A 21,532-nucleotide genomic window follows, 5' to 3' on the forward strand; every position below is an offset into this window, starting at 1 on the left:
AACAGAACCCTAGAGGAGAAAACCATGGAATTTTCGGTACCCATCATCATCCTGGTCATTGCGATCATCTTCATCAGCCAGTCGGTCAAGTTCGTGCCGCAGCAGAACGCCTGGGTGCGCGAGCGCCTGGGCAAGTACCACGGCACCATGACGCCCGGGCCCAACTTCCTCATCCCGTTCATCGACCGGGTCGCCTACAAGCACAGCCTGAAGGAAATCCCGCTCGACGTGCCAAGCCAGATCTGCATCACGCGCGACAACACCCAGCTGCAGGTCGATGGCATCCTGTACTTCCAGGTGACCGACCCGATGCGCGCGAGCTACGGCTCGTCGAACTACATCGTGGCCGTGACGCAGCTGGCGCAAACCTCGCTGCGCAGCGTGATCGGCAAGCTCGAGCTCGACAAGACCTTCGAGGAGCGCGACGTCATCAATGCGCAGGTGGTCGCGGCCATCGACGAAGCGGCGCTCAACTGGGGCGTGAAGGTGCTGCGCTACGAGATCAAGGACCTGACGCCGCCCAAGGAAATCCTGCTGGCCATGCAGGCGCAGATCACCGCCGAGCGCGGCAAGCGCGCCCTCATCGCCGCCTCCGAAGGCCGCCGCCAGGAGCAGATCAACATCGCCACCGGCGAGCGTGAGGCCTTCATCGCCCGCTCCGAGGGCGAGAAGCAGGCCCAGATCAACAACGCCCAGGGTGAGGCCGCCGCCATCACCGCGGTGGCAACGGCCACGGCCGATGCCATCGAACGCGTGGCGGCCGCCATCCGCCAGCCCGGCGGCGAGCAGGCCGTGCAGCTCAAGGTGGCCGAGCGTGCGGTCGATGCCTACGGCAAGGTCGCAGCCGATTCCAAGACCACGCTGATCGTGCCGAGCAACATGACCGAAACCGCCGCACTCATCGCTTCCGCGATGCGCATGGTCCAGGCCGGCAAGCCGCAAAATCCGGCCTGAGCGACTGCTACAATCGAAGGCTCAGGAGCGGTGGATGAGCGGTTTAAGTCGCACGCCTGGAAAGCGTGTGAGGGTTAATAGCCCTCCGCGGGTTCGAATCCCGCCTGCTCCGCCAGAGAAGTAATGAATACGGGGCCTTGCGCCCCGTTTTTCATTTGTTCGCGATGCTGACTGACTTGAGGATGCCGGTTTTGTCGGGGTAGGTAACCAGCCCTTGCAGTCAGAAGCGGCCAAAAGTACCAACCGCGAGCGCATGTACGTCATCCGCTCCATGGGTCGGCGCGTTGCCTTGCAACAACCGGAGGATCCCATCCCGCCCGCTTCGTCTGGCGGTACGATCCAAAGGTTTTACTTTCAAGCCCGCAAAGGAGGAGCCTCGATGGCTGGACAGCCCCAAACCGTGCCGCCTGGCAAGACGTCGCTCGACAAGACGCTCAAGAAGAGCGAAGAAGTGGCTGCCGATGTGCAGCGGGCGTCGGACAATCTCGCCGTCGTGAACACGGTGCTCGAACAGGAACTCCCGGACGAAGTGCAGGTTGGCGAAGTGGCGCAAGCCATCGAGCAAACGGGCCAGCTCGAAGAAAAGCTCGCCAAGTCGGCCGAGAAACTGGCCGAGGTCAACGCTGCGCTGAGCAAGGAAATCGAGAAGCGTCGCGAAGTGACGGCCGAGCGCGACGAAAGCCAGGCGCTGGCGGAAGAGCTCAAGGCAAAGATCCGCTCCGGCAACAGGAATTGAGCCGGGCGTCGCGCCGGAACGCGTTGTCCGTATCCTTTCTCCTACGCTGCGGCCGCGCCCGGCACGCTACGCTATTGGTTCTCAGAACGAAACCACGGCATGGCCCTCATCACGTTCCTCGTCGAGGACAACAAGACCATCAGGGACAACTTGGTCCCGGCCCTTGAAGACTTGGTCAATGGCCAGGTCGTCGGCTTTGCCGAAACCGAAACGGATGCGCTCGCCTGGCTCGCTCTCCATCCCCATGACTGGCAATTGCTCATCGTCGACCTCTTCCTGAAGGAGGGTTCCGGCTTGGGCGTGCTCTCCGGCTGCAAGCCACGCGGGCCGGGCCAGCGTGTCGTGGTGCTGAGCAATTACGTCACGGCCGACATCCGCGCACGCTGCGAAGCGTTGGGCGCGGATGCGGTATTCGACAAGTCGCGGGACCTCGACGCTTTCATCGAATACTGCAACACCGACCGGCCCTCGGGGTTCTCCACCCTGGCCTGACAGCGAGCGGCAAGCAGGCACAAAAAGGGCCCGAAGGCCCTTTTCTCTTTTGCGCGCTTGAACGGCGCGCAACCGCCCGCTGATCAGCGCACCACGGCAATCTGCGTACGCACGCCACCCTTGTAGGTGTAGAGCGTCAGCGCGCCGTTCTTGATGTCGCCCTTTTCGTCGAAGGCGATCGGGCCGGTCACGCCCTTGTACTGCACCTTGCCGACTTCGGGCAGGTACTTTTCAGGGTCGGAAGAACCGGCCTTGACCATGGCTTCGGCCAGCACGTTGACCGCGTCGTAGACGTACGGAGCGTAGATCTGCACTTCCACGCCGTTCTTGGCCTTGAACTTGGCCTTGAAGTCTTCCAGCGGCTGCTTGAAGTCGCCGTCGACGCCGCCGGCTTCGGCGCAAACCACCATCTCTTCGCCGATGGCATCGCCAGCCAGCTTCGGCAGCTCGCTGGTGCACAGGCCGTCGCCGCCCATGAACTTGACGTTCAGGCCGAGTTGCTTGACCTGCTTGAGCATCGGGCCGCCAACGGCGTCCATGCCGCCGAAGAACAGCACGTCGGGCTTGGTGGACTTGAGCTTGGTCAGGATGGCGTTGAAGTCGGTCGACTTGTCGGTGGTGAACTCGTGGCCGACGATGGTGCCGCCGGCAGCCTTGGCGGCCTTCTCGAATTCTTCGGCAACGCCTTGGCCGTAAGCCGTGCGGTCGTCGATCACGGCAATGTTCTTGCCCTTGAGCGTTTCGACAGCGTACTTGCCCAGCGTGCCGCCGAGCTGCGTGTCGTCGGCCACCACGCGGAACGTGGTCTTGAAGCCTTGGCGCGTGTACTTGGGGTTGGTTGCCGACGGCGAAATCTGCGGAATGCCAGCGTCGCTGTAGAGCTTGGAGGCGGGAATGGTGGTGCCGGAATTCAGGTGGCCGACGATGCCGTTGACCTTGCTGTCGACCAGCTTCTGGGCCACGGCCGTGCCTTGCTTCGGATCGCCGGCGTCGTCCTCTGCCAGCAGTTCGAACTTGGCAACCTTGTCGCCGATCTTGAGGCCCTTGGCATTGAGGTCTTCGATGGCCATCTTGGCGCCGAACTCGTTGTCCTTGCCGAGGTGGGCAATGGCACCGCTGGTGGGACCGACGTGGCCGATCTTGACGATCAATGCATCTGCCGGAGGCGCTGCAGGTGCGGGGGCCGCTGCCGTGGGCGCCGGAGCGGCGGGAGCAGCAGCTTCTTCTTTCTTGCCGCAAGCCACAAGCGTGAGAGCAGCCAGTGCGACCGCAGTCCATTTCAATTGCATGAGAACCTCCAGAACATTGATGAATAAACTAAAAACCGGTCGTGTGATCCGGGCGCGAAGACCTCGCAAGTTTCGCGCCGCAGACCAGCGGCACCCTCCCGCCCGATCGACCTGGCGCGCAGTTTAGCTGAAGCTTTATGCGCCGGAAGCTGGCGTAGACCCTGTGTTTTCCGAGAGCTCGGCCGCCATGGCCTCGATCACCAAAGCACGCAGCACGGCCTCGATTTCTTCGCGCAGCCGGGGCACCATCGCATCGAGTTGCTGCTGCACGGCGGCGGAGACCGTATCGCTCAGGCGCTCTTCCAACGACAGGTCGACGCGCTGCAGCACGCGGTGCAGAAGCTGCTCTTCGAGCCGGACGATCTCGGCCTCTGAGCGCTGCTCGGCCTGAGGCAAGGCCACCGCTTCGGCGGGGTCGACCGCCGGTGCCGGCGCGCTGGCCGGCGTCGCCGCCTCGGCGGCGCCCGGGGGCTCGGCCGGCAGGTCGAGCACCGTGGTCAGCGTGGGAACGAACCGGGGCGGCGTACGCAGCGTGCTGGCCATCAGGAAGCGCTCCTTGCAAAGTCGTGCGGCTGGATGGAATAGCCCCGGTCGGCATAGTGGCGCCAGCGCGAGCGGCCGATCTGCCGGTCGTCGGCCTCGTTGCTCACGATGTCGACCAGCCGCTCGAAACGCTCGAAGCCGACGGGCACCGCCGGCCCCAGATTCACCAGCATTTCCCGGTGCGGAAGTGCCGCGGCATCGGCGCCCTCGGCGGAAAGAATGACCGGCGAGCGCGCCACCAGGTGAGGCTGCGCATCGCCGCGGCAATGGGCGATGAAGTCGCAGGGCGAGAGCTGCCAGAGCGCCGCATCGACCGCCTCCAGCATCTGCGGCTCGCCCACCACGACCACCCGCAATCCGCGCGCGCTCACGGCCTTGCGGACCAGCCGGCAGGCGTAGTTCGCCTTGTCCGGCAGATTGAAGTGAAAGCCGATTTCCGTCACTGCGCGGACCGGGCCTTGCGTGCGGCCGTACCGGGCTCCTTGCGCGCCACCTTCTTCGGCGATGCTGCATGGGCCGCGCCGTTGCGCGTGCGTTCCATCAGGTAGGAGACCAGCAGGCCGACCGGCCGACCGGTCGAGCCCTTGGCCGCCCCGCTCTTCCAGGCCGTGCCCGCGATGTCCAGGTGGGCCCAGACGAAATCGCCGGCAAAGCGCTGCAGGAACTTGGCCGCGGTGATGGCGCCGCCGGCACGGCCGGCCACATTGGCGACATCGGCAAAGTTGCTCTTCAGGCCTTCGGCATATTCGTCGTCCAGCGGCAGCCGCCAGCAGCGGTCCTGCGATTCTTCTCCGGCCGCCTGGAGCGCCTCGGCCAGCGAATCGTCGCTGGTGAACAGGCCGCTGCGCACGCCGCCCAGCGCCACCACGCAGGCACCGGTGAGCGTAGCGATGTCGATCACGGCCGCTGGCTCGAAACGCTTGGCATAGGTGAGCGCATCGCACAGGATGAGCCGACCCTCGGCATCCGTATTGAGCACTTCGATGGTCTGGCCGCTCATGCTGGTCACCACGTCGCCGGGCTTGATCGCGCGGCCGTCGTTCATGTTCTCGCACGAGGGCACCAAGCCCACCACGTTGATGGCCGGCTGGATTTCTCCGAGCGCGCGGAAGGTGCCGAGCACGCTGGCCGCGCCGCACATGTCGAACTTCATTTCGTCCATTTCGGCCGCCGGCTTGAGCGAGACGCCGCCGGTGTCGAAGGTGATGCCCTTGCCGACCAGCACCACGGGCGCCTGGTCCTTGGGCCCGCCCTGATAGCGCAGCACGATGAAGCGCAGCGGCTCGGCCGAGCCCTGGGCCACGGCCGCGAACGAGCCCATGCCGAGCTTGTGCACTTCCTTGGGGCCCAGCACCTCGCATTTGACGCGGGGCAGCTTGCCGAGCTCCTTGGCCGCCTCGGCCAGCAGGGTCGGCGTGCAGTAGTTGCCGGGCCGGTTGCCCCACTCCTTTGCAAGCTCGACGCCGGACACCGTGGCGCGGGCTTCGTCGAAGGCCTTGCCCACGGCCGCCGTATCGGCCACGCCGAGCGTCAGGTGGCGGATGCTGCGCCCCCCCTCGCCGTTCGAGGCTTTCGATTTGGTGGTGGTGTAGACATAGCTGGCGTCGGCCGCCGCGGCCACGGCGCACGCCACCGCCTTGCCATCGGCTTCGTGTGCGAACACCAGGACCACCCGCTTGGGCGCATGGGCCTTGGCCGCATTGACCGCCGCGATGACGCCGCTGCGCACCGAAGCGGGCTTTCCGTCCCCGATGGCGGCAAGCACCACGCGCGACGCCACCACCTCGTCCGGATGGTAGAGCGCGAGCAGCTTGCCGGCCTTGTCGGGCAGGTCGCCGGCCTTGCGGGAGCTGGCAATCAGCGCGGAAAGGGGGTCCTTGGCGGTGAGGGGGGCGCTGCCGACGAGCACGATCAGCACGTCGGATTTTTCGGCCGCGGCGCGGGCGACGGTGAGGGTCTTGAGCTGAAAGTCCATAATCCTTTTTTTCCTCGAACGATGTTATTCCATTCTTCCCTACGCAAGGAGCTGTCGCGCAGCTTCGGAGCAACCCTCGTGGTCCTGGTCACCATCGTGATGACCATGATGCTCATCCGCACGCTCGGGCTCGCCTCCAAGGGCAGCGTGAACCCGTCCGAAGTGTTCCTCGTGATGACGTACACGGTGCTCGGCTACATGCCGACCATCCTGAGCCTGAGCCTGTTCATCGCCATTGTCGGCACCTTGTCGCGCATGTACCGCGACAGCGAGATGGTGATCTGGTTTTCCAGCGGGCGGGGCCTGGCCGATTTCCTCGAGCCGCTGTTCCGCTTTGCCTGGCCGGTGCTGGCGCTCATCGCGGTCATGGCGCTGCTGGGCTGGCCCTGGGCCAACTCCCAGACCATCGGCATGCGCACGCAATATGAAAGGCGCAGCGACATCGAGCGCGTCACACCGGGCGAGTTCCGCGAGTCGTCCGGGCGCATGCGGGTCTTTTTCATCGACAAGGACACGCCGGACGGGGCCACGGCCACCAATGTGTTCATCTGGGCGGTCGAGCGCGGCCTGCAGATCACCACGTCGGCACGCAGCGGGCGTATCGAGGATGTCGGCAACAACCGCTACCTGATGCTGAGCAACGGGCAGCGGCTGGAGCGGCCGCTGCTGCCCACCGCGGGGCTCAAGATCAGCGAGTTCGAGACCTATGGCACCCGGGCCGGCGGCAATGCCGCCCTCTCCGGGGACACCACGCCGGCGCGCGCCAAGCCCACGCTTCAGCTCCTGCGCGAACCCGGCGACGCCAGCCGCGGCGAACTGGCCTGGCGCATCGGTATGCTGCTGGCGGCCATCAATTTCGTGCTGCTGGCGCTGACGGTGTCGAGCGTCAATCCGCGCGTGGGACGAAGCGGCAACCTGCTGTTCGCGCTGTTCGCGTTCGTCGTCTACTACAACATGCTCAACCTCGGCCAGAGCTGGATCAGTTCCGGGCGCTTCGGCATGGGCTCGTTCATGCTGCTGCTGCACGGCGGCGTGCTGCTGATCGGCGTGGCATGGCTGGTCTTGCGCAACAACAACTGGGGCCGGCGGCGCAGGACCGAGCACGTCATCGCCGGCGGCCTGCCGTCGCATCAGCCCACGAAAATCGACCCGACCTCGTGAAAACAATCCGACGCCTGATCTATGTCGAGGCACTGAAAGCCGTGGCTTTCGTGACCCTCGGCTTCCTGAGCCTGTTCTTCTTTTTCGACTTCGTCGACGAACTGCAGTCGATCGGCAAGCCGGAAAGCCTTGCCTACGGCCCCGCGCAGGCACTGATCTACGTGACCTTGCTGATTCCGAGCCACCTCTACGAACTGCTCCCGATCACGGTGCTGATCGGCTGCATCTTCGTGATGGCGCGCCTCGCGCAAAGCTCGGAATACACCATTCTTCGCACCAGCGGCCTGGGGCCGTGGCGCGCCCTGCGCACCCTGCTGCTGCTGGGCGTCGGCTTCGTCTTTCTCACCTTTGCCATTGGCGACTATATTGCACCGGCGTCCGAGCGCACCGGCCAGCTGCTCAAGTCCCGCTACCAGGGCTCCTACTCGCTGGTCGGCAACACGGGCGCCTGGCTCAAGGAAAAGCGCGAGAACGTGTCCTATGCCGTCAACGTGCTGTCCATCGCCCGCGACGGTTCGCTCAAGAATGCGCGCATCTTCGAGTTCGACGCCAACGGCTATGTGCGCAAGCAGCTCGTCGCGTCCTCGGCGCGCATCTTCGACGGCCACTGGCAACTGTCGGACGTCGAACTGCAAGACTACGAGACGCGCAGCTCTGCGGACAAGGCCCGCATCGTGACCACCAAGGTGCCGCAGCTCGACTGGCCGACCACGCTGACGAGCGAAATGGTGTCGGTGGCGCTTCTGCGGCCCGACCGCATGGGCACCCTCGACCTGTTCGACTACATTCGGCATCTCGAGGCCAACGGCCAGACCGCCCAGCGCTACGAGATTCAGTTCTGGCGCAAGGTCTTCTACCCGCTTTCCTGCCTGGTGATGGTGGTGCTCGCCCTGCCCTTCGCCTACCTGCACTTCCGCCAGGCCGGCATCACCACCTACGTGTTCGGCGGCGTGATGATCGGCATCAGCTTCTTCCTGCTGAACAACGTGTTCGGCTACCTCGGCAACCTGAGCAACTGGTCGCCATGGCTGACGGCGGCGGCGCCAGGGCTCATCTATTCGGTGATGTCGCTTGCCGCGTTCAGCTGGCTGGTGCTGCGAAGGTAGCGCAGATGGCAACGGGGAACGCGAGAGGCATCGTCCTGCTGGCCCATGGTTCGCGCGACGAGCGCTGGCGCGAGCCCATCGAGGCCGTGGCCGCCCGTGTCACGGCGCTCGACCCGCAAGCCCGCGTGGTCTGCGCCTACATGGAGCTTGCGGCGCCCGACCTGCGCACCGCCGCGGCGGCCCTGATTGCCAGCGGCGCCAAGGCCCTTCGGGTGGTTCCGCTCTTCCTGGGCATGGGCAAGCATGCCCGCGAAGACCTGCCCCTGCAGGTGGAAGCGCTGCGCCAGGCCTGGCCGCAGGTCGACTTCCAATTGGCCGGCATCGTCGGGGAAGAGCCCGAGCTGATCGATCTGCTGGCCAGAATTGCAAGCAAATCTTGAAGTTCCGGCAATTTCCATAGACTCCGAAGGCATAATGAATTCCGCAATAAGACGGAATTTGATATGAATCTGCACCAATTCAAGTTTGTTCAGGAGGCCGTGCGGCGCAACCTGAATCTGACGGAGGCGGCGAAGGCGCTTCACACCTCGCAGCCGGGCGTGTCCAAGGCCATCATCGAACTCGAGGAAGAACTCGGTGTCGAGATCTTCGCCCGCCATGGCAAGCGCCTGAAGCGGGTCACCGAGCCGGGGCAGCACGTCATCGCCAGCATCGAATTGATCATGCGCGAAGTCGGCAACCTCAAGCGCATCGGCGAGCAGTTCAGCGCGCAGGACAGCGGAACCCTCTCGATCGCGACCACCCACACCCAGGCGCGCTACGTGCTGCCGGTGCCCGTGGCCAAGCTGCGCGAGGCCTATCCGAAGGTCAACGTGAGCCTGCACCAGGGTTCGCCCGACCAGGTGGCACGCATGGTGATCGACGAGATCGCCGAGGTGGGCATTGCCACCGAGTCGCTCGCGGACTACGCCGAGCTCGTGACCCTGCCCTGCTACGAATGGCAGCACGTGCTGGTGCTGCCCAAGGACCATCCCCTGGCGGCCAAGGAGCGCATCTCGCTCGAAGACCTGGCGCACGAACCCATCATCACCTACCACCCGTCGTTCACCGGCCGCACGCGCATCGACCACGCCTTTGCACAGAAAAAGCTCACGCCGCGCATCGCGCTCGAGGCCATCGACTCCGACGTGATCAAGACCTACGTGCGCCTGGGCCTTGGCGTGGGCATCGTGGCCGAGATGGCGGTTCGCGACGAATCGAACGCCGACCTCGTGGTGCGCCCGATGGGGCATGTCTTCGGCCAGAACATCGCGCGCGTGGCATTCAAGCGCAGCGCCTACCTGCGCAACTTCGTCTTCAAGTTTGCCGAGCTGCTGTCCGACCGGCTCGACCGCAACCTGATCGCGAAAGCCCTGAGCGGGCATCAGCAAGACTACGAACTTTGATCCAGACCCCGATTCCGATTCCGATTCCGATTCCGAGCACGACCATGAGCGCCCTTCCTTCCTCCCCCCGCACCCCGGAGATCGCCACCAAGCTGCCCGCCGTGGGCACCACCATCTTCACCGTGATGTCCGCGCTCGCAGCGGAGAAGAACGCAGTGAATCTCGGCCAGGGCTTCCCCGATTTCAACTGCGATCCGAAACTACTCGAAGACGTCACGGCCGCCATGGCGGCGGGCCACAACCAATACCCGCCGATGCCCGGCATCCCGGCGCTGCGCGAAGCGATTGCCGGCAAGATCTCGGCGCTCTATGGCCACGACTACAGCGCCGCCGACGAAATCACCGTCACTGCCGGTGCGACGCAGGCCATCATCACCTCCATCCTCGCCGTGGTGCGTGCAGGCGACGAGGTGATCGTCCTCGAGCCCTGCTACGACAGCTACGTGCCCAACATCGAACTGGCCGGCGGCAGCGTGGTGCGCGTGCCGCTCGTGCCGGGCACCTTCCGCCCCGACTTCGACAAGGTCGCCGCGGCGCTCACTCCGCGCACGCGGGCGATCATCGTGAACACGCCGCACAACCCGAGCGCCACGGTCTGGACCGCCGCCGAGATGCGCAAGCTCGAGGAACTGCTGGCCCCGACCGACGTCCTCGTGATTGCCGACGAGGTCTACGAGCACATGGTCTACGACGGCGCGCAGCATGAAAGCGTGGCGCGCTTCCCGGGCCTGGCGGCGCGCAGCTTCATCGTGAGCAGCTTCGGCAAGACCTACCACGTCACCGGCTGGAAAGTCGGCTACGTGGCAGCGCCCGCGCCGCTGATGGCCGAATTCCGCAAGGTGCACCAGTTCAACGTGTTCACCGTCAACACGCCGATGCAGCATGCGCTCGCGCAGTACATGGCCGAGCCAAAGCCTTACCTCGAACTGCCCGCCTTCTACCAGCGCAAGCGCGACCTGTTCGCGGCCGGCCTGGCCGAGAAGACCCGCTTCAAGCTGCTGCGCAGCGAGGGCAGCTATTTCCAGTGCGTCGACATCTCGGCGGTGAGCGAGCTGTCCGAAGCCGAGTTCTGCCTCTGGCTGACACGCGAGATCGGCGTGGCGGCGATTCCACTGTCGGCGTTCTACGGCAACGGCTTCGACCAGCGCGTGGTCCGCTTCTGCTTTGCCAAGAAGGACGAGACGCTGATTGCAGCGCTGGATCGGCTTGCACGGCTCTGATCGGTTCGCACGGCTTGAATGCCGACGACACCGGTAGGAAAGCCCTGACCGCCGAAGAAGCGGCTATCCGGCGTGCCGCGGGTCTCCTGGCATCGAACATGAATCTCGTAACAACAAGGCCCAGGAGAAACGCATGTCCCTCTCGTTCATTCTGCTGATCGTCCTGATATTGCTTCTGATCGGAGCGCTGCCGAGCTGGGGCTACAGCCGGAGCTGGGGCTACTGGCCCAGCGGCGGGCTGGGCCTGGTCCTGCTGATCATCGTCATCCTGGTGCTCATGGGCCGCTTATGACGCTGCCCCATGGGTCGTGCACCTGAATGAAGGAAGCCCGCGAGAAGCGGGCTTCTTTTTTTTGTCACTCGCCGATCAGGCCTGCAGCTGGGCCCAGGCCTTGTCCAGCCGCTTGACGCTGACCGGCTGCGGCGTGCGCAGCTCCTGCGCGAAGAAGCTCACGCGAAGCTCCTCGAGCAGCCAGCGGAATTCGAGCATGCGCTCGTCCACCACACCCTTGCGCTCGGCCACCAGCCGCCAATAGCGCTGCTCCTGAGGCCGCAGTTCGACCAGCTTGGCAGTGTCGCGCGCAGGGTCGCTGCGCAGCTTGTCGAGCCGCAGCACGATGGCCTTGAGATAGCGCGCGAAATGCTGCAGCTGCGTCCACGGCGCGTCGGCAATGAAACGCTTGCCGACCAGGCGCTGCAACTGCTGCGCGGCGTCCTGCACGGCTTCGGGCTGGATCCTGGTGTCCTTGATCTTGCGCGCGGCGGCCGCGTACTCGGCCAGGATGGTCGAGGCCAGCCGCGCCACCTCGTTGGCGATCAGCGTGAGCCGGCCCCGCCCCTCTTCCAGGCGGCGCTTGAACGCGAACTCGTCGGTCGGCAGCGGCTCCTGCAGAAAGGCCCTGTCGATCGCCACGTCGATGATCTGCGTGCGCAGTTCCTCGGAGGTACCCAGCGGCATGTAAGCCACGGCCATCTTCTGCAGGTCGGGGATGTTCTTCTCCAGATACTTGAGCGCGTCCTTCAGCTGCAGCGCGAACAGGCGGCGCAGGCCTGCGCGGTGCTTGGCGGCGGCCACGGCCGGTTCGTCGAACACCTCGATGGTGACGGCATCGCCTTCGTCACGCAGTGCCGGAAATCCGATCAGCGACTGCGATCCGCGGCGCACTTCCATCAGCTCGGGCAGCTCGCCGAAGCTCCAGCCCGTGTAGCGCTGGCCGGCGGGCAGGCTGGGCGCAGCGGGGGCAGGCGCGGCGGCATTGCCCTTCGCCTGGGCGCGTCCCTCGGCAGCGTCGACCGGCTTGCGGTCCGCAGAAGCCTTGACGTTGAGGCCTGCCAAGGCCTGGAAAGCACCGCGTGCCTGTGCTCCCAGCTCCGCCTTGAGCGCGCCCAGGTTGCGTCCCATGCCAAGCTGGCGCCCGTGCTCGTCCACGATGCGCAGATTCATGAACAGGTGCGGCGGCAGCATGTCGAGCTTGAAGTCCGCGCGTTTGACGTCGATGCTCGTTGCGTCGCGCACGCGCTTGAGCAGCACGTCGGTCAGCGAGCCGTGGCCGAAAACCTCGGGCGCCGAGAGCTCTTCCGTGAGCTTCGCCACAGACTCGGGCAGCGGCACCAGCCGCGAGCGCGGCCGCTGCGGCAGGCTCTTGAGCAACGCCTGGATCTTGTCCTTGAGCATGCCCGTCACCAGCCATTCGCAGCGCTCTTCACTCACCTGGTTGAGCACGAAGAGCGGCACGCTGGCCGTGAGGCCGTCCTTCGCGTCGCCCGGTTCGTGCAGGTAGTTGGCCGCGCAATCGACACCGCCAAGCCGCAGCGTGGGCGGAAAGGACTGCGTGGTGATGCCCGCCGCCTGGTGGCGCATCAGCTCCTCGCGCGTCAGGAAGAGCAGGCGCGGCTGCTCCCTGGAGGCATGGCGATACCAGTTCTCGAAGCTGATGCCGCTTGCCACGTCGGCGGGCAACTGCGCGTCGTAGAAGGCGAAGATCAGCTCATCGTCGACCAGCACGTCCTGCCGGCGCGACTTGTGCTCCAGCCCCTCGACCTCGCGCACCAGCTTGCGATTGGCCGCGAGGAACGGGAACTTGCTCTCCCATTGCCCACCGACCAGCGCTTCGCGGATGAAGATCTCGCGCGCCGCGACCGGATCGACCTTGGTGAAATCGACCCGGCGCCCGCTGTACACCACGAGGCCGTAGAGCGTTGCACGCTCCAGCGCCGACACTTGCGCGCCCTTCTTCTCCCAATGCGGATCGAGCAGCTGCTTCTTCAGCAGGTGGCCGGCCACTTGCTCGAGCCACTGCGGTTCGATGTTGGCAATGCCGCGGCCGAAGAGGCGCGTGGTCTCGACCAGCTCGGCCGCGACGATCCAGCGACCGGGCTTCTTCTTCAGGTGCGCGCCCGGATGCTTGTAGAACTTGATGCCGCGCGCCCCCAGGTACGCCTCGTCGTCTTCCAGCTTCCAGCCGACGTTGCCGAGCAGGCCCGCGAGCATCGAAAGATGCAGCGGCTCGTAGCCGGCTGGATCCGCATTGATGCGCCACTTGTGCTCCGTGACGACCGTGAGCAGCTGCGAATGGATGTCGCGCCATTCGCGCACACGGCGGATGTTGATGAAGTTCTGGCGCAGCAGCTGCTCGTACTGGCGATTGCTGAGCTTGTGAGTGTCGCCATGGCCGCCGCGCGCGTCCGCAATCCATTTCCACAGCCGCAGGTAGCCGCTGAACTCGCTCTTCTCGTCGTCGAACTTCGAGTGCGCCTGGTCGGCCTGCTGCTGCGCCTCCATCGGCCGGTCGCGCACGTCCTGCACGCTGAGCGCCGACGCAATGATCAGCACCTCTTCGAGCGCGCCGCGCGTGCGGGCCTCCAGGATCATCCGGCCCACGCGCGGATCGAGCGGCAGCCTGGCGAGCTCGGCGCCCGTGGCCGTGAGTTCGTTCGCGTCGTCGACCGCGCCCAGCTCGTTGAGCAACTGGTAGCCGTCGGCAATCGCGCGCGGCGAAGGCGCCTCGAGAAACGGAAAGCGCGCCACGTCGCCCAGGCGCAGCGACTTCATGCGCAGGATCACGCCCGCCAGGGACGAGCGCAGGATCTCGGGATCGGTGAAGCGCGGCCGGCCGCCGAAATCCTTCTCGTCGTAGAGGCGGATGCAGATGCCGTTGGCCACGCGGCCGCAGCGGCCGGCGCGCTGGTTGGCCGCGGCCTGGCTGATCGGCTCGACCAGCAGCTGCTCGACCTTGCTGCGGAAGCTGTAGCGCTTCACGCGCGCGGTGCCGGTGTCGATCACGTAGCGGATGCCCGGCACGGTGAGCGAGGTTTCCGCCACGTTGGTGGCCAGCACGATGCGCCGGCCCGAATGGCTGTCGAAGATGCGGTCCTGCTCGGGGCCCGACAGCCGCGCGAACAGCGGCAGCACCTCGGCGTTGCGGAACAGCGGCTGATGGCTCAGGTGGCGGCGCAGATGGTCGGCCGCCTCGCGGATTTCGCGCTCGCCGGGCAGGAAGACAAGGATGTCGCCGGCGTTGTGCGGATCGCGCCAGAGCTCGTCGACGCCATCGGCAATGGCGTCGTTCAGGTCGCGGTCGCGCGACTCCTCGAAGGGCCGGTAGCGCTGCTCGACCGGAAAGGTGCGACCCGACACCATGATCGTGGGCGCGGGGCCTTTCGCCGAGGCGAAGTGCTGCGCGAAGCGTTCGGCGTCGATGGTGGCCGAGGTCACGATCACCTTCAGGTCGGGCCGGCGCGGAAGAATCTCGCGCAGGTAGCCGAGCAGGAAGTCGATGTTCAGCGAGCGCTCGTGCGCCTCGTCGATGATCAGCGTGTCGTAGGCCTTGAGCAGCGGGTCGGTCTGCGTCTCGGCCAGCAGGATGCCGTCGGTCATGAGCTTGACCGACGCGTCGCGGCTCAGCCGGTCCTGGAAGCGCACCTTGAAGCCGACCACGTCGCCCAGCGGCGTCTTCAGCTCTTCGGCGATGCGCTTGGCCACCGAGCTGGCGGCAATGCGCCGCGGCTGCGTGTGGCCGATGAGCCGGCCCTTGCCCGGCGGCGCATTGAGCTTGCCGCGGCCGAGCGCCAGCGCGATCTTCGGCAACTGGGTGGTCTTGCCCGAGCCCGTTTCGCCGCAGACGATCACCACCTGGTGCGCCGCGATGGCGGCCATGATTTCATCGCGCCGGCCGGAGACGGGAAGCGATTCGGGAAAGTCGATGCGCAAGGGGGCGGAAGGTGTCGTGGTCGTCAAGGGGAAAGCTATTCGGGAAGGCGCGGCAGGCAAACCGTCGATTATCGACGCGCGCCGCCACTGTTGCACGCCTCCCACAGTGCGCGGCCATTGCGCCACACGCGAAGTAAATAGTCTTTACTCCGGTAGGTCCCGCCGCTAGGATGGCGGCCATGACCTCCTTCCTCGTACCCCCCAATTTGCGCAGCCGCCGCGCAAGCCATGCCCCGGTGCATGGCGGGGTCGAGCTGCCGCGTCCGGCCTGAAGAAGAAGCCCGCGCGTCCATTGCACCGGACGCCTGCTCGCTTCCAGGACCGAAGCGCAGCAACCGACCTCCCGCAGCGTCTGCACTTGCCGCCTCCTCGTCGCGAGGGAGCGGCGGCTTCTTCATTTCCGTTTTCATTTTCAAGAATTCCATGTCCAACGACATTCATTCAGACCTGCATGCAGCGCTGTCCGAGCGGACGCGCCACCTGCAGGCGGTGGCCCAGGCGCTCAAGACCGAGCTCTTCGGCATCGACGACATCATCGACCGCGTGATCGATTCGCTGCGCGCCTGGTACGTGCTGCCGCAACTCATCGGCCGTCCGGTCATCGTGTGCCTCTGGGGCCTCACGGGCACCGGCAAGACGCAGCTGGTGCGCAGGCTCGCGCAGCACCTGGGTTTCTACGACCGCTTCATCGAGGTGCAGATGGACGGCTTCAGCCACGGCTCGGGCTACGGCAGCCGAGGTTCGATTTCGGCCATGCTGGCCGAATCGGGCATCGACGAAGGCACGCCGGGCATCCTGGTGCTCGACGAGTTCCAGCGCTTTCGCACGCTCGACGGCAACGGCCACGATGCCAAGGTCGAGCGCTACCAGGACGTGTGGGCGCTGCTCTCCGACGGCCGGCTGCCGCCGGCGCTGTCGATGCTCGGCGAGATCGAGTCCTCGCTCGCCCAGGCCGAGTACGAGCAGGACCGCGACGGCCCGGCCGACAAGAAGAAGGCGAAGAAGCGAAAGCTGCATCTCGCGCCCTGGGAAGCGCAGGAGGTCAAGCGCTGCCTCAAGCTGCCCGACACGCTGCTGCAGATCATGGCCTGGAAGCCCGCCGAGGTGCATGCGCGGCTGCGCGCCTTTCGCGACTCGCAGCAAAGTTGGGAAACCGACTACAGCAAGCTGCTGGTGTTCGTCTCGGGCAACCTCGACGAGATGTATGCCGAGACCGCGCGCCGCGTGGAAGATTGCGACACCGACGCCGACATCTTCCATGCGCTGACCAGGAAGCTCTCGCTGATCGACGTGAAGAAGGCGCTGGCCGAGCGCTTCAAGCCCGAGCAGATTGCGCGGCTGGGCAACAACCACGTCATCTATCCCTCGTTCAGCCGGGCCACTTATGTGCAGCTGATCCTGTCGATCAGCGACCGCTACGTCGAAGACATCCACCAGACTTCGGGCGTGCGCTTCGTGCTCGAGTTGAGCGTGTACGAGCAGATCTACGCCAACGCCGTCTTTCCGGCGCAGGGCACGCGCCCGCTGTTCTCGTCGATCCATGCGATCCTGAGCGCGACACTGGTCAACGCCGCGCTCTGGGCGCTGGAGCAAGGCGCGGGCGGCGGCGAGCCGGTGCGGCTGTCGCTGGAAACGGCTGCGGACAAGTCCTGCATCGTGGCACGCTACCGCAAGGCGCACCGCCGCTTCACGGTGTCGCTCGAACTCAACCAGCTCAAGAAGCGCTCGAACGAGGACTTTCGCGCCCTGCTCGCGGTGCACGAGGCGGGCCACGGCGTGGCCTACGGCCTGCTCTTCGGCCGCGCGCCGCAGGAGATCAAGATCAACGTCGCGTCCTTCGAAGGCGGCTACAACAGCTACGAGCAGCGCAAGGCGTGGTCCCGGCAGAACCTGCGCGACCGCATCTGCGTGAGCCTGGCGGGCCGCGCGGCCGAGCAACTGGTGTTCGGCCCGCAGGCCTGCACCTCGGGTGCCTCGCAGGATTTCCGCCAAGCCACCGCCTACGCAGCGCAGTACGTGCGCCATTTCGCCTTCGGCACGCGGCTGAGCCGCACCGACGTGGCCAACGATGCCGAGGACAACCTCAACACCGATCTGGAAGCCACCAACCCCGAAATCGAGGCGCTGCTGGCGCAGGAGCATGCGCGCGCGCTGGCGCTGCTCGAGGCGCACACGCCGGCCTTCATGGCCGTGGTGGACGCCCTGGTGCACGAAGGTTCGGTGGCGCCGGCGCAGCTGGCCGAAATGCTCGACCTGCCCGGCGACGCAGGCGATTCGACCGACGCCTATGCCGCGCTGCTGGCCACTTTCAAGGCCCGCAGGGTGGACGGCCCGGCACCGGCCGAGCCCGACGCCGGCCCCGGTGCGGCCACCCGCGCAGCCCGGCTGCTGCGCGCGATGGCCTGACCCGCGCGAACCGCCCTTCGAGAATGCACAATCACGCTCCATGTCCACCGTTTTCAACTTCACCTTCGTGCCCTGGTTCCGCTCGGTCGCGCCCTACATCCACACGCACCGCGGCAAGACCTTCGTGGTCGCGCTGGCAGGCGAGGCGATCGCGGCGGGCAAGCTACAGAACATTGCGCAGGACCTGGCGCTGATCCAGAGCATGGGCGTCAAGATCGTGCTGGTGCACGGCTTCCGCCCGCAGGTCAACGAGCAACTCGCGGCCAAGGGGCACGAGGCGCGCTATTCGCACGGCATCCGCATCACCGACGAGGTGGCGCTCGATTCGGCGCAGGAAGCCGCCGGCCAACTGCGCTACGAAATCGAGGCGGCCTTCAGCCAGGGCTTGCCGAACACGCCGATGGCCGGATCGACGGTTCGCGTGATCTCGGGCAACTTCATCACCGCGCGCCCGGTGGGCGTGGTCGACGGCGTGGACTTCAAGCATTCGGGCCTGGTGCGCAAGGTCGACGCCGTGGGCATCCGCCGCACGCTCGACTTCGGCGCCATGGTGCTGATGTCGCCCTTCGGCTTCTCGCCCACCGGCGAGGCCTTCAACCTGACGATGGAAGAAGTGGCCACCAGCGTGGCCATCTCCATCCAGGCCGACAAGCTGATCTTCCTGACCGAAATCCCGGGCATCCGCATCGACAGCGAATTGCCGGAGAGCGAAGACAACCCCATCGACACCGAGCTGCCGCTTGCCGCGGCCGAGAAGCTGCTGGCGTCGCTGCCGCCGCCGCAAAAGCCCACCGACACCGCCTTCTACCTGCAGCACTGCGTGAAGGCCTGCAAGGGCGGCGTGGAGCGCAACCACATCCTGCCGTTCGCGTTGGACGGCTCGCTGCTGCTCGAGGTGTATGTGCATGATGGCGTCGGCACCATGGTGATCGACGAGAAGCTCGAGAGCCTGCGCGAAGCCTCGGTGGACGACATCGGCGGCATCCTGCAGCTGATCGAGCCCTTCGAGCGGGACGGAACGCTGGTCAAGCGCGACCGCACCGAGATCGAGCGCGACGTGGGCCACTACACGGTCATCGAGCACGACGGCGTGATCTTCGGCTGCGCGGCGCTCTACCCCTACCCCGAGGCAAAGACCGCCGAGATGGCCGCGCTGACCGTCTCGCCCCAGTCGCAGTCGCAGGGCGACGGCGAACGCATCCTCAAGCGCATCGAGCACCGCGCCAAGGCCATGGGCCTGGAAAGCATCTTCGTGCTCACCACGCGCACCATGCACTGGTTCCTCAAGCGCGGCTTCCAGCAGGTCAACCCCGACTGGCTGCCCGAAGCCCGCAAGCGCAAGTACAACTGGGACCGCAAGAGCCAGGTGCTGGTCAAGAAAATCTGAACCTCGAAAGGAAGCTGCTTTCATGACGCTCGCCACCGCCTTGCTGTTCGCCCTGGTCGCCTTCACCGCCATCGCCACGCCCGGCCCCACGGTGCTGCTGGCGCTCAGCAACGGCTCCCGCCACGGCGTGCGCCGGGCGTTGCCGGGCATGCTCGGCGCGGTGCTGTCCGACTTCGTGCTGGTCGGCGCCGTGGCGCTCGGGCTCGGTGCGCTGCTCGCGGCGTCGGAGTTCTGGTTCTCGATGCTGAAGTGGGTCGGCGCCGTCTACCTGGCCTGGCTCGGGCTGCGCATGCTGCGCTCCAAGGGCGGCTTCAAGTTGCCGAACGCGGACGCCGCCGCCTCGGTCACGGCGGGCGAAAGCCGGCGCATCTTCCTGAAGTCCTTCCTGGTGGCGGTGACCAACCCCAAGGGCTACATCTTCTGCTCGGCACTCTTGCCGCAGTTCATCGATCCGGCGGCTGCGCAGGCGCCGCAGTACCTGATCATTGCCTTGATCTTCGCGGGCCTGGACACGCTGGTGATGCTGGGCTACGCCTTCGTCGGCGCCCGTGCGATCCGGGTGCTGACGGTATCGGCCACGCGCTGGATCGATCGCGCCTGTGGCGGCATGCTGCTGGCGCTGCGGGCTCGCTCGCCTTCTATCGGCGCAGCGCCGGCGGCGCCGTCTGATGCTGCTCAGTCCGCCTCGATATCGACCACGATGCGGCCCCGGGCCTTGCCCGATTCGACCGCCTCGTGGGCGGATGCCGCCTCGTTCAGCGTGAAGCGGCGCGCATCCATCAGCGGCACGAGCCGACCCGCTTCGACCAGCCGGGTCGCCGCTTCCAGGATCTCGCCGTGGTGCGCGCGGCCCCGACCCGTGATCATCGGCAGCAGCGTGAACACGCCCGAATAGGTCGCTGCGCGGAACGACAGCGGCGCCAGCTTGTGAGTGCCCCAGCCGAGGCAGCTGACGACATGGCCGCCATAGCGGCGGGCGGCGGCGAACGAAGCATCGAGCACCGCGCCGCCCACCGTGTCGTAGACCACATCGAAGCCCTCGCCCGCCGTGTGTTGCGCGACGTAGTCGTCCACCGACGTCGTCGTGAAGTCGATCGGGGTCGCACCGAATTGCCGGATGGTCTCGGCCTGCTCCGGCGTGCCGGTCGCGAACACCGTCGCCCCCAGCGAGTGCGCCAGCTGCACCGCCATGTGGCCGACGCCGCCTGCACCGCCGTGCACCAGCACTGTCTGCCCGGCCTGCGTCTTCGCGCGGTCCACAAGCCCTTCGCAGGCCGTGATGAACACCAGCGGGATTCCCGCCGCCTCGCGCATTCCGAGGTTGTGCGGCTTGAGCGCGATCAGGCCGGCATCGACGGCCGCGTACTCGGCCAGCGTGCCTTGCAAGCCGCCAATGCCGCCAGCCATGCCGTAGACCTCGTCGCCGCACCTGAATTTCGTCACGCCCGGACCGACCGCCTCGACCACGCCGGCCAGGTCCATGCCGAGCACCGACGGCAACGGTTGCTGCGCATGCGCGGCCTGCCCGGCGCGGATCTTGGTGTCGAGCGGATTCACGCCGCTGGCGTGGATGCGGACCAGCACCTGGCCCGGGCCTGCTGCAGGGCGCGGGAGTTCGGCGACGCGAAAGGGCTGGCCGGCGGCGTCGAGCACGGCGGCCCGCATGGTTGAAGAAGAAGTGCTTGCCATCGAATCATTCCTTGTGTTGGCTGAAGGGATGAATCGATTGTTGGGTCAACACAATTGCAAGTAAATTGACAGAATTGCAGGCTTATCATTCATAAATGAATGACATTCCCCTGGAGTGGAGCGATATCAAGGTCTTCCTGGCCATCGCCCGGACCGGCACGTTGATGGCCGCCGCGCGGCAGATCGGCCTGTCGCAGCCGACCATGGGCCGCCGGCTGAAGGCGCTCGAAGCGAGCCTGTCGCTCACGCTGTTCCAGCGCACCAGCGACGGATTCGTGCTGACGGCCGAAGGCGAATCGGTGCTCGGCCATGCCGAGCGCATGGAAGAACAGGCGCTCGCCTTCCAGCGCGAACTCGAAGGCCGCGAGCAGCGGCTGGAAGGCGCGCTGCGCGTGTCGTCCTCGGACTGGTTCGGCGTGTATGTGCTCTCGCCGATGCTGGCGGGGTTCATCCGCCAACACCCCGGCGTCAGCGTCGAGTTGCTGACCGACGCCCGCCTGCTGAATCTCGCGCGGCGTGAAGCCGACCTCGTGTTCCGCATTCAGCCTTTCGACGAGCCCTACATCCTCCAGCGCAAGCTGATGCACATGGACTACGCCGTGTTCGGGGCGACGGGGCAGGAAGCGCCGAAGCCCGGCGACGGCACGGGCAGCGCGCTGGTCACGCTCGACACCGCGTACAGCGACTTCCCCGACGCCGTCTGGCTGCGCCGCGTGCTGCCCAATGCCCGCGTGGCCTTTGCCAGCAATAACCGCGAGGTGCAGGCCCGGCTCTGCGCTGCCGGCACGGGCCTGGCCGTGCTGCCCGCGGCGCTGGGCGACCAGACCCCGGGCCTGCAACGCATCGACCTCGGCGAAGCACCGCCCGGGCGCGACGTCTGGCTCGGCTACCACCGCGACCTGCGACGGCTTGCGCGGCTGCGGGCGTTGATCGACTGCGCGATCGAGGCCCTGGTGTCGTGATGCCGACACCCCGTCGC

General features: G+C 66.2%; 18 protein-coding genes, 1 tRNA gene and 1 pseudogene. 14 read left to right on the top strand and 6 right to left on the bottom strand.

The genetic code is table 11. The features are described 5' to 3' along the window. Positions 1 to 24 precede the first annotated feature (24 nt). The 4 genes from VAPA_RS13890 to VAPA_RS13905 all read left to right on the top strand — a co-directional run bounded on the left by VAPA_RS13890 (position 25) and on the right by VAPA_RS13905 (position 2,182). The gene (locus tag VAPA_RS13890; protein ID WP_012747840.1) at positions 25 to 954 is read left to right on the top strand and encodes an SPFH domain-containing protein; all 930 of its coding nucleotides are present in this window, start codon (positions 25 to 27) and stop codon (positions 952 to 954) included. Positions 955 to 978: 24 nt separating this feature from the next. Continuing rightward, positions 979 to 1,069: transfer RNA gene (locus VAPA_RS13895), tRNA-Ser, on the top strand. A gap of 138 nt (positions 1,070 to 1,207) precedes the next feature. After that, complete coding sequence (locus VAPA_RS13900) at positions 1,208 to 1,690, top strand: hypothetical protein (protein WP_230558872.1); 483 nt, start codon at positions 1,208 to 1,210, stop codon at positions 1,688 to 1,690. Positions 1,691 to 1,789: 99 nt separating this feature from the next. Then, the gene (locus VAPA_RS13905) at positions 1,790 to 2,182 is read left to right on the top strand and encodes a response regulator (protein WP_021007413.1); all 393 of its coding nucleotides are present in this window, start codon (positions 1,790 to 1,792) and stop codon (positions 2,180 to 2,182) included. 83 nt (positions 2,183 to 2,265) lie between these two features. Here VAPA_RS13905 and VAPA_RS13910 read toward each other — a convergent pair whose 3' ends face one another. From VAPA_RS13910 to VAPA_RS13925, 4 genes are all read right to left on the bottom strand, one after another. Beyond that, the gene (locus tag VAPA_RS13910; protein ID WP_021007414.1) at positions 2,266 to 3,471 is read right to left on the bottom strand and encodes a branched-chain amino acid ABC transporter substrate-binding protein; all 1,206 of its coding nucleotides are present in this window, start codon (positions 3,469 to 3,471) and stop codon (positions 2,266 to 2,268) included. Between the two features lie 135 nt (positions 3,472 to 3,606). After that, positions 3,607 to 4,014 (bottom strand): hypothetical protein, encoded by a 408-nt coding sequence (locus VAPA_RS13915; protein ID WP_021007415.1) that lies wholly within the window; start codon positions 4,012 to 4,014, stop codon positions 3,607 to 3,609. Next, positions 4,014 to 4,457, bottom strand: a complete 444-nt coding sequence (locus tag VAPA_RS13920; RefSeq protein ID WP_021007416.1) for a DNA polymerase III subunit chi — start codon at positions 4,455 to 4,457, stop codon at positions 4,014 to 4,016. Before VAPA_RS13920 ends, VAPA_RS13915 begins: the two co-directional genes overlap by 1 nt. Further along, positions 4,454 to 5,989, bottom strand: coding sequence for a leucyl aminopeptidase (locus VAPA_RS13925; RefSeq protein WP_021007417.1), 1,536 nt, complete (start codon positions 5,987 to 5,989; stop codon positions 4,454 to 4,456). The genes VAPA_RS13920 and VAPA_RS13925 overlap by 4 nt, the downstream gene beginning before the upstream one ends. A gap of 21 nt (positions 5,990 to 6,010) precedes the next feature. On the opposite strand from VAPA_RS13925, the gene lptF reads away from it, so the two are divergent. The 6 genes from lptF to VAPA_RS33900 all read left to right on the top strand — a co-directional run bounded on the left by lptF (position 6,011) and on the right by VAPA_RS33900 (position 11,153). Next, on the top strand, positions 6,011 to 7,150 hold the full coding sequence (gene lptF / locus VAPA_RS13930; RefSeq protein ID WP_021007418.1) for an LPS export ABC transporter permease LptF: 1,140 nt from the start codon (positions 6,011 to 6,013) through the stop codon (positions 7,148 to 7,150). After that, positions 7,147 to 8,256, top strand: coding sequence for an LPS export ABC transporter permease LptG (gene lptG / locus VAPA_RS13935; RefSeq protein WP_021007419.1), 1,110 nt, complete (start codon positions 7,147 to 7,149; stop codon positions 8,254 to 8,256). Before lptF ends, lptG begins: the two co-directional genes overlap by 4 nt. Before the next feature lie 5 nt (positions 8,257 to 8,261). Further along, a complete protein-coding gene (locus tag VAPA_RS13940; protein ID WP_021007420.1) occupies positions 8,262 to 8,636 on the top strand; it encodes a sirohydrochlorin chelatase in 375 nt (124 codons plus the stop codon). Between the two features lie 63 nt (positions 8,637 to 8,699). Then, the gene (locus tag VAPA_RS13945; RefSeq protein ID WP_021007421.1) at positions 8,700 to 9,641 is read left to right on the top strand and encodes a CysB family HTH-type transcriptional regulator; all 942 of its coding nucleotides are present in this window, start codon (positions 8,700 to 8,702) and stop codon (positions 9,639 to 9,641) included. 44 nt (positions 9,642 to 9,685) lie between these two features. Continuing rightward, positions 9,686 to 10,861 carry a pyridoxal phosphate-dependent aminotransferase gene (locus VAPA_RS13950; protein WP_021007422.1) on the top strand — a complete coding sequence of 392 codons (1,176 nt, stop codon included), beginning with the start codon at positions 9,686 to 9,688 and terminating at the stop codon, positions 10,859 to 10,861. Positions 10,862 to 10,994: 133 nt separating this feature from the next. Further along, a complete protein-coding gene (locus tag VAPA_RS33900; protein ID WP_021007423.1) occupies positions 10,995 to 11,153 on the top strand; it encodes a DUF3309 family protein in 159 nt (52 codons plus the stop codon). Between the two features lie 75 nt (positions 11,154 to 11,228). Here VAPA_RS33900 and hrpA read toward each other — a convergent pair whose 3' ends face one another. Further along, the gene (hrpA, locus tag VAPA_RS13955; RefSeq protein WP_230559023.1) at positions 11,229 to 15,017 is read right to left on the bottom strand and encodes an ATP-dependent RNA helicase HrpA; all 3,789 of its coding nucleotides are present in this window, start codon (positions 15,015 to 15,017) and stop codon (positions 11,229 to 11,231) included. Positions 15,018 to 15,494: 477 nt separating this feature from the next. Between hrpA and VAPA_RS13960 the strand changes: the two genes are divergently transcribed. The 3 genes and pseudogenes from VAPA_RS13960 (at position 15,495) to VAPA_RS33905 (ending at position 19,533) form a co-directional block, all read left to right on the top strand. Further along, the gene (locus tag VAPA_RS13960; RefSeq protein ID WP_021007425.1) at positions 15,495 to 17,477 is read left to right on the top strand and encodes an AAA family ATPase; all 1,983 of its coding nucleotides are present in this window, start codon (positions 15,495 to 15,497) and stop codon (positions 17,475 to 17,477) included. 40 nt (positions 17,478 to 17,517) lie between these two features. Next, positions 17,518 to 18,864 carry an amino-acid N-acetyltransferase gene (gene argA / locus VAPA_RS13965; protein ID WP_021007426.1) on the top strand — a complete coding sequence of 449 codons (1,347 nt, stop codon included), beginning with the start codon at positions 17,518 to 17,520 and terminating at the stop codon, positions 18,862 to 18,864. 22 nt (positions 18,865 to 18,886) lie between these two features. Next, positions 18,887 to 19,533, top strand: a pseudogene (locus tag VAPA_RS33905) (LysE family translocator). A 6-nt stretch (positions 19,534 to 19,539) separates the two neighbouring features. On the opposite strand, the gene VAPA_RS13970 reads toward VAPA_RS33905, so the two are convergent. After that, the gene (locus VAPA_RS13970; RefSeq protein ID WP_041946114.1) at positions 19,540 to 20,553 is read right to left on the bottom strand and encodes a zinc-dependent alcohol dehydrogenase family protein; all 1,014 of its coding nucleotides are present in this window, start codon (positions 20,551 to 20,553) and stop codon (positions 19,540 to 19,542) included. A 95-nt stretch (positions 20,554 to 20,648) separates the two neighbouring features. Between VAPA_RS13970 and VAPA_RS13975 the strand changes: the two genes are divergently transcribed. Then, complete coding sequence (locus VAPA_RS13975) at positions 20,649 to 21,515, top strand: LysR family transcriptional regulator (RefSeq protein WP_021007429.1); 867 nt, start codon at positions 20,649 to 20,651, stop codon at positions 21,513 to 21,515. The last annotated feature ends 17 nt before the right edge of the window (positions 21,516 to 21,532 follow it).

Origin of the sequence: Variovorax paradoxus B4, from assembly GCF_000463015.1 — a bacterium.
GTDB classification, from domain to species: Bacteria; Pseudomonadota; Gammaproteobacteria; order Burkholderiales; family Burkholderiaceae_C; genus Variovorax; species Variovorax paradoxus_E.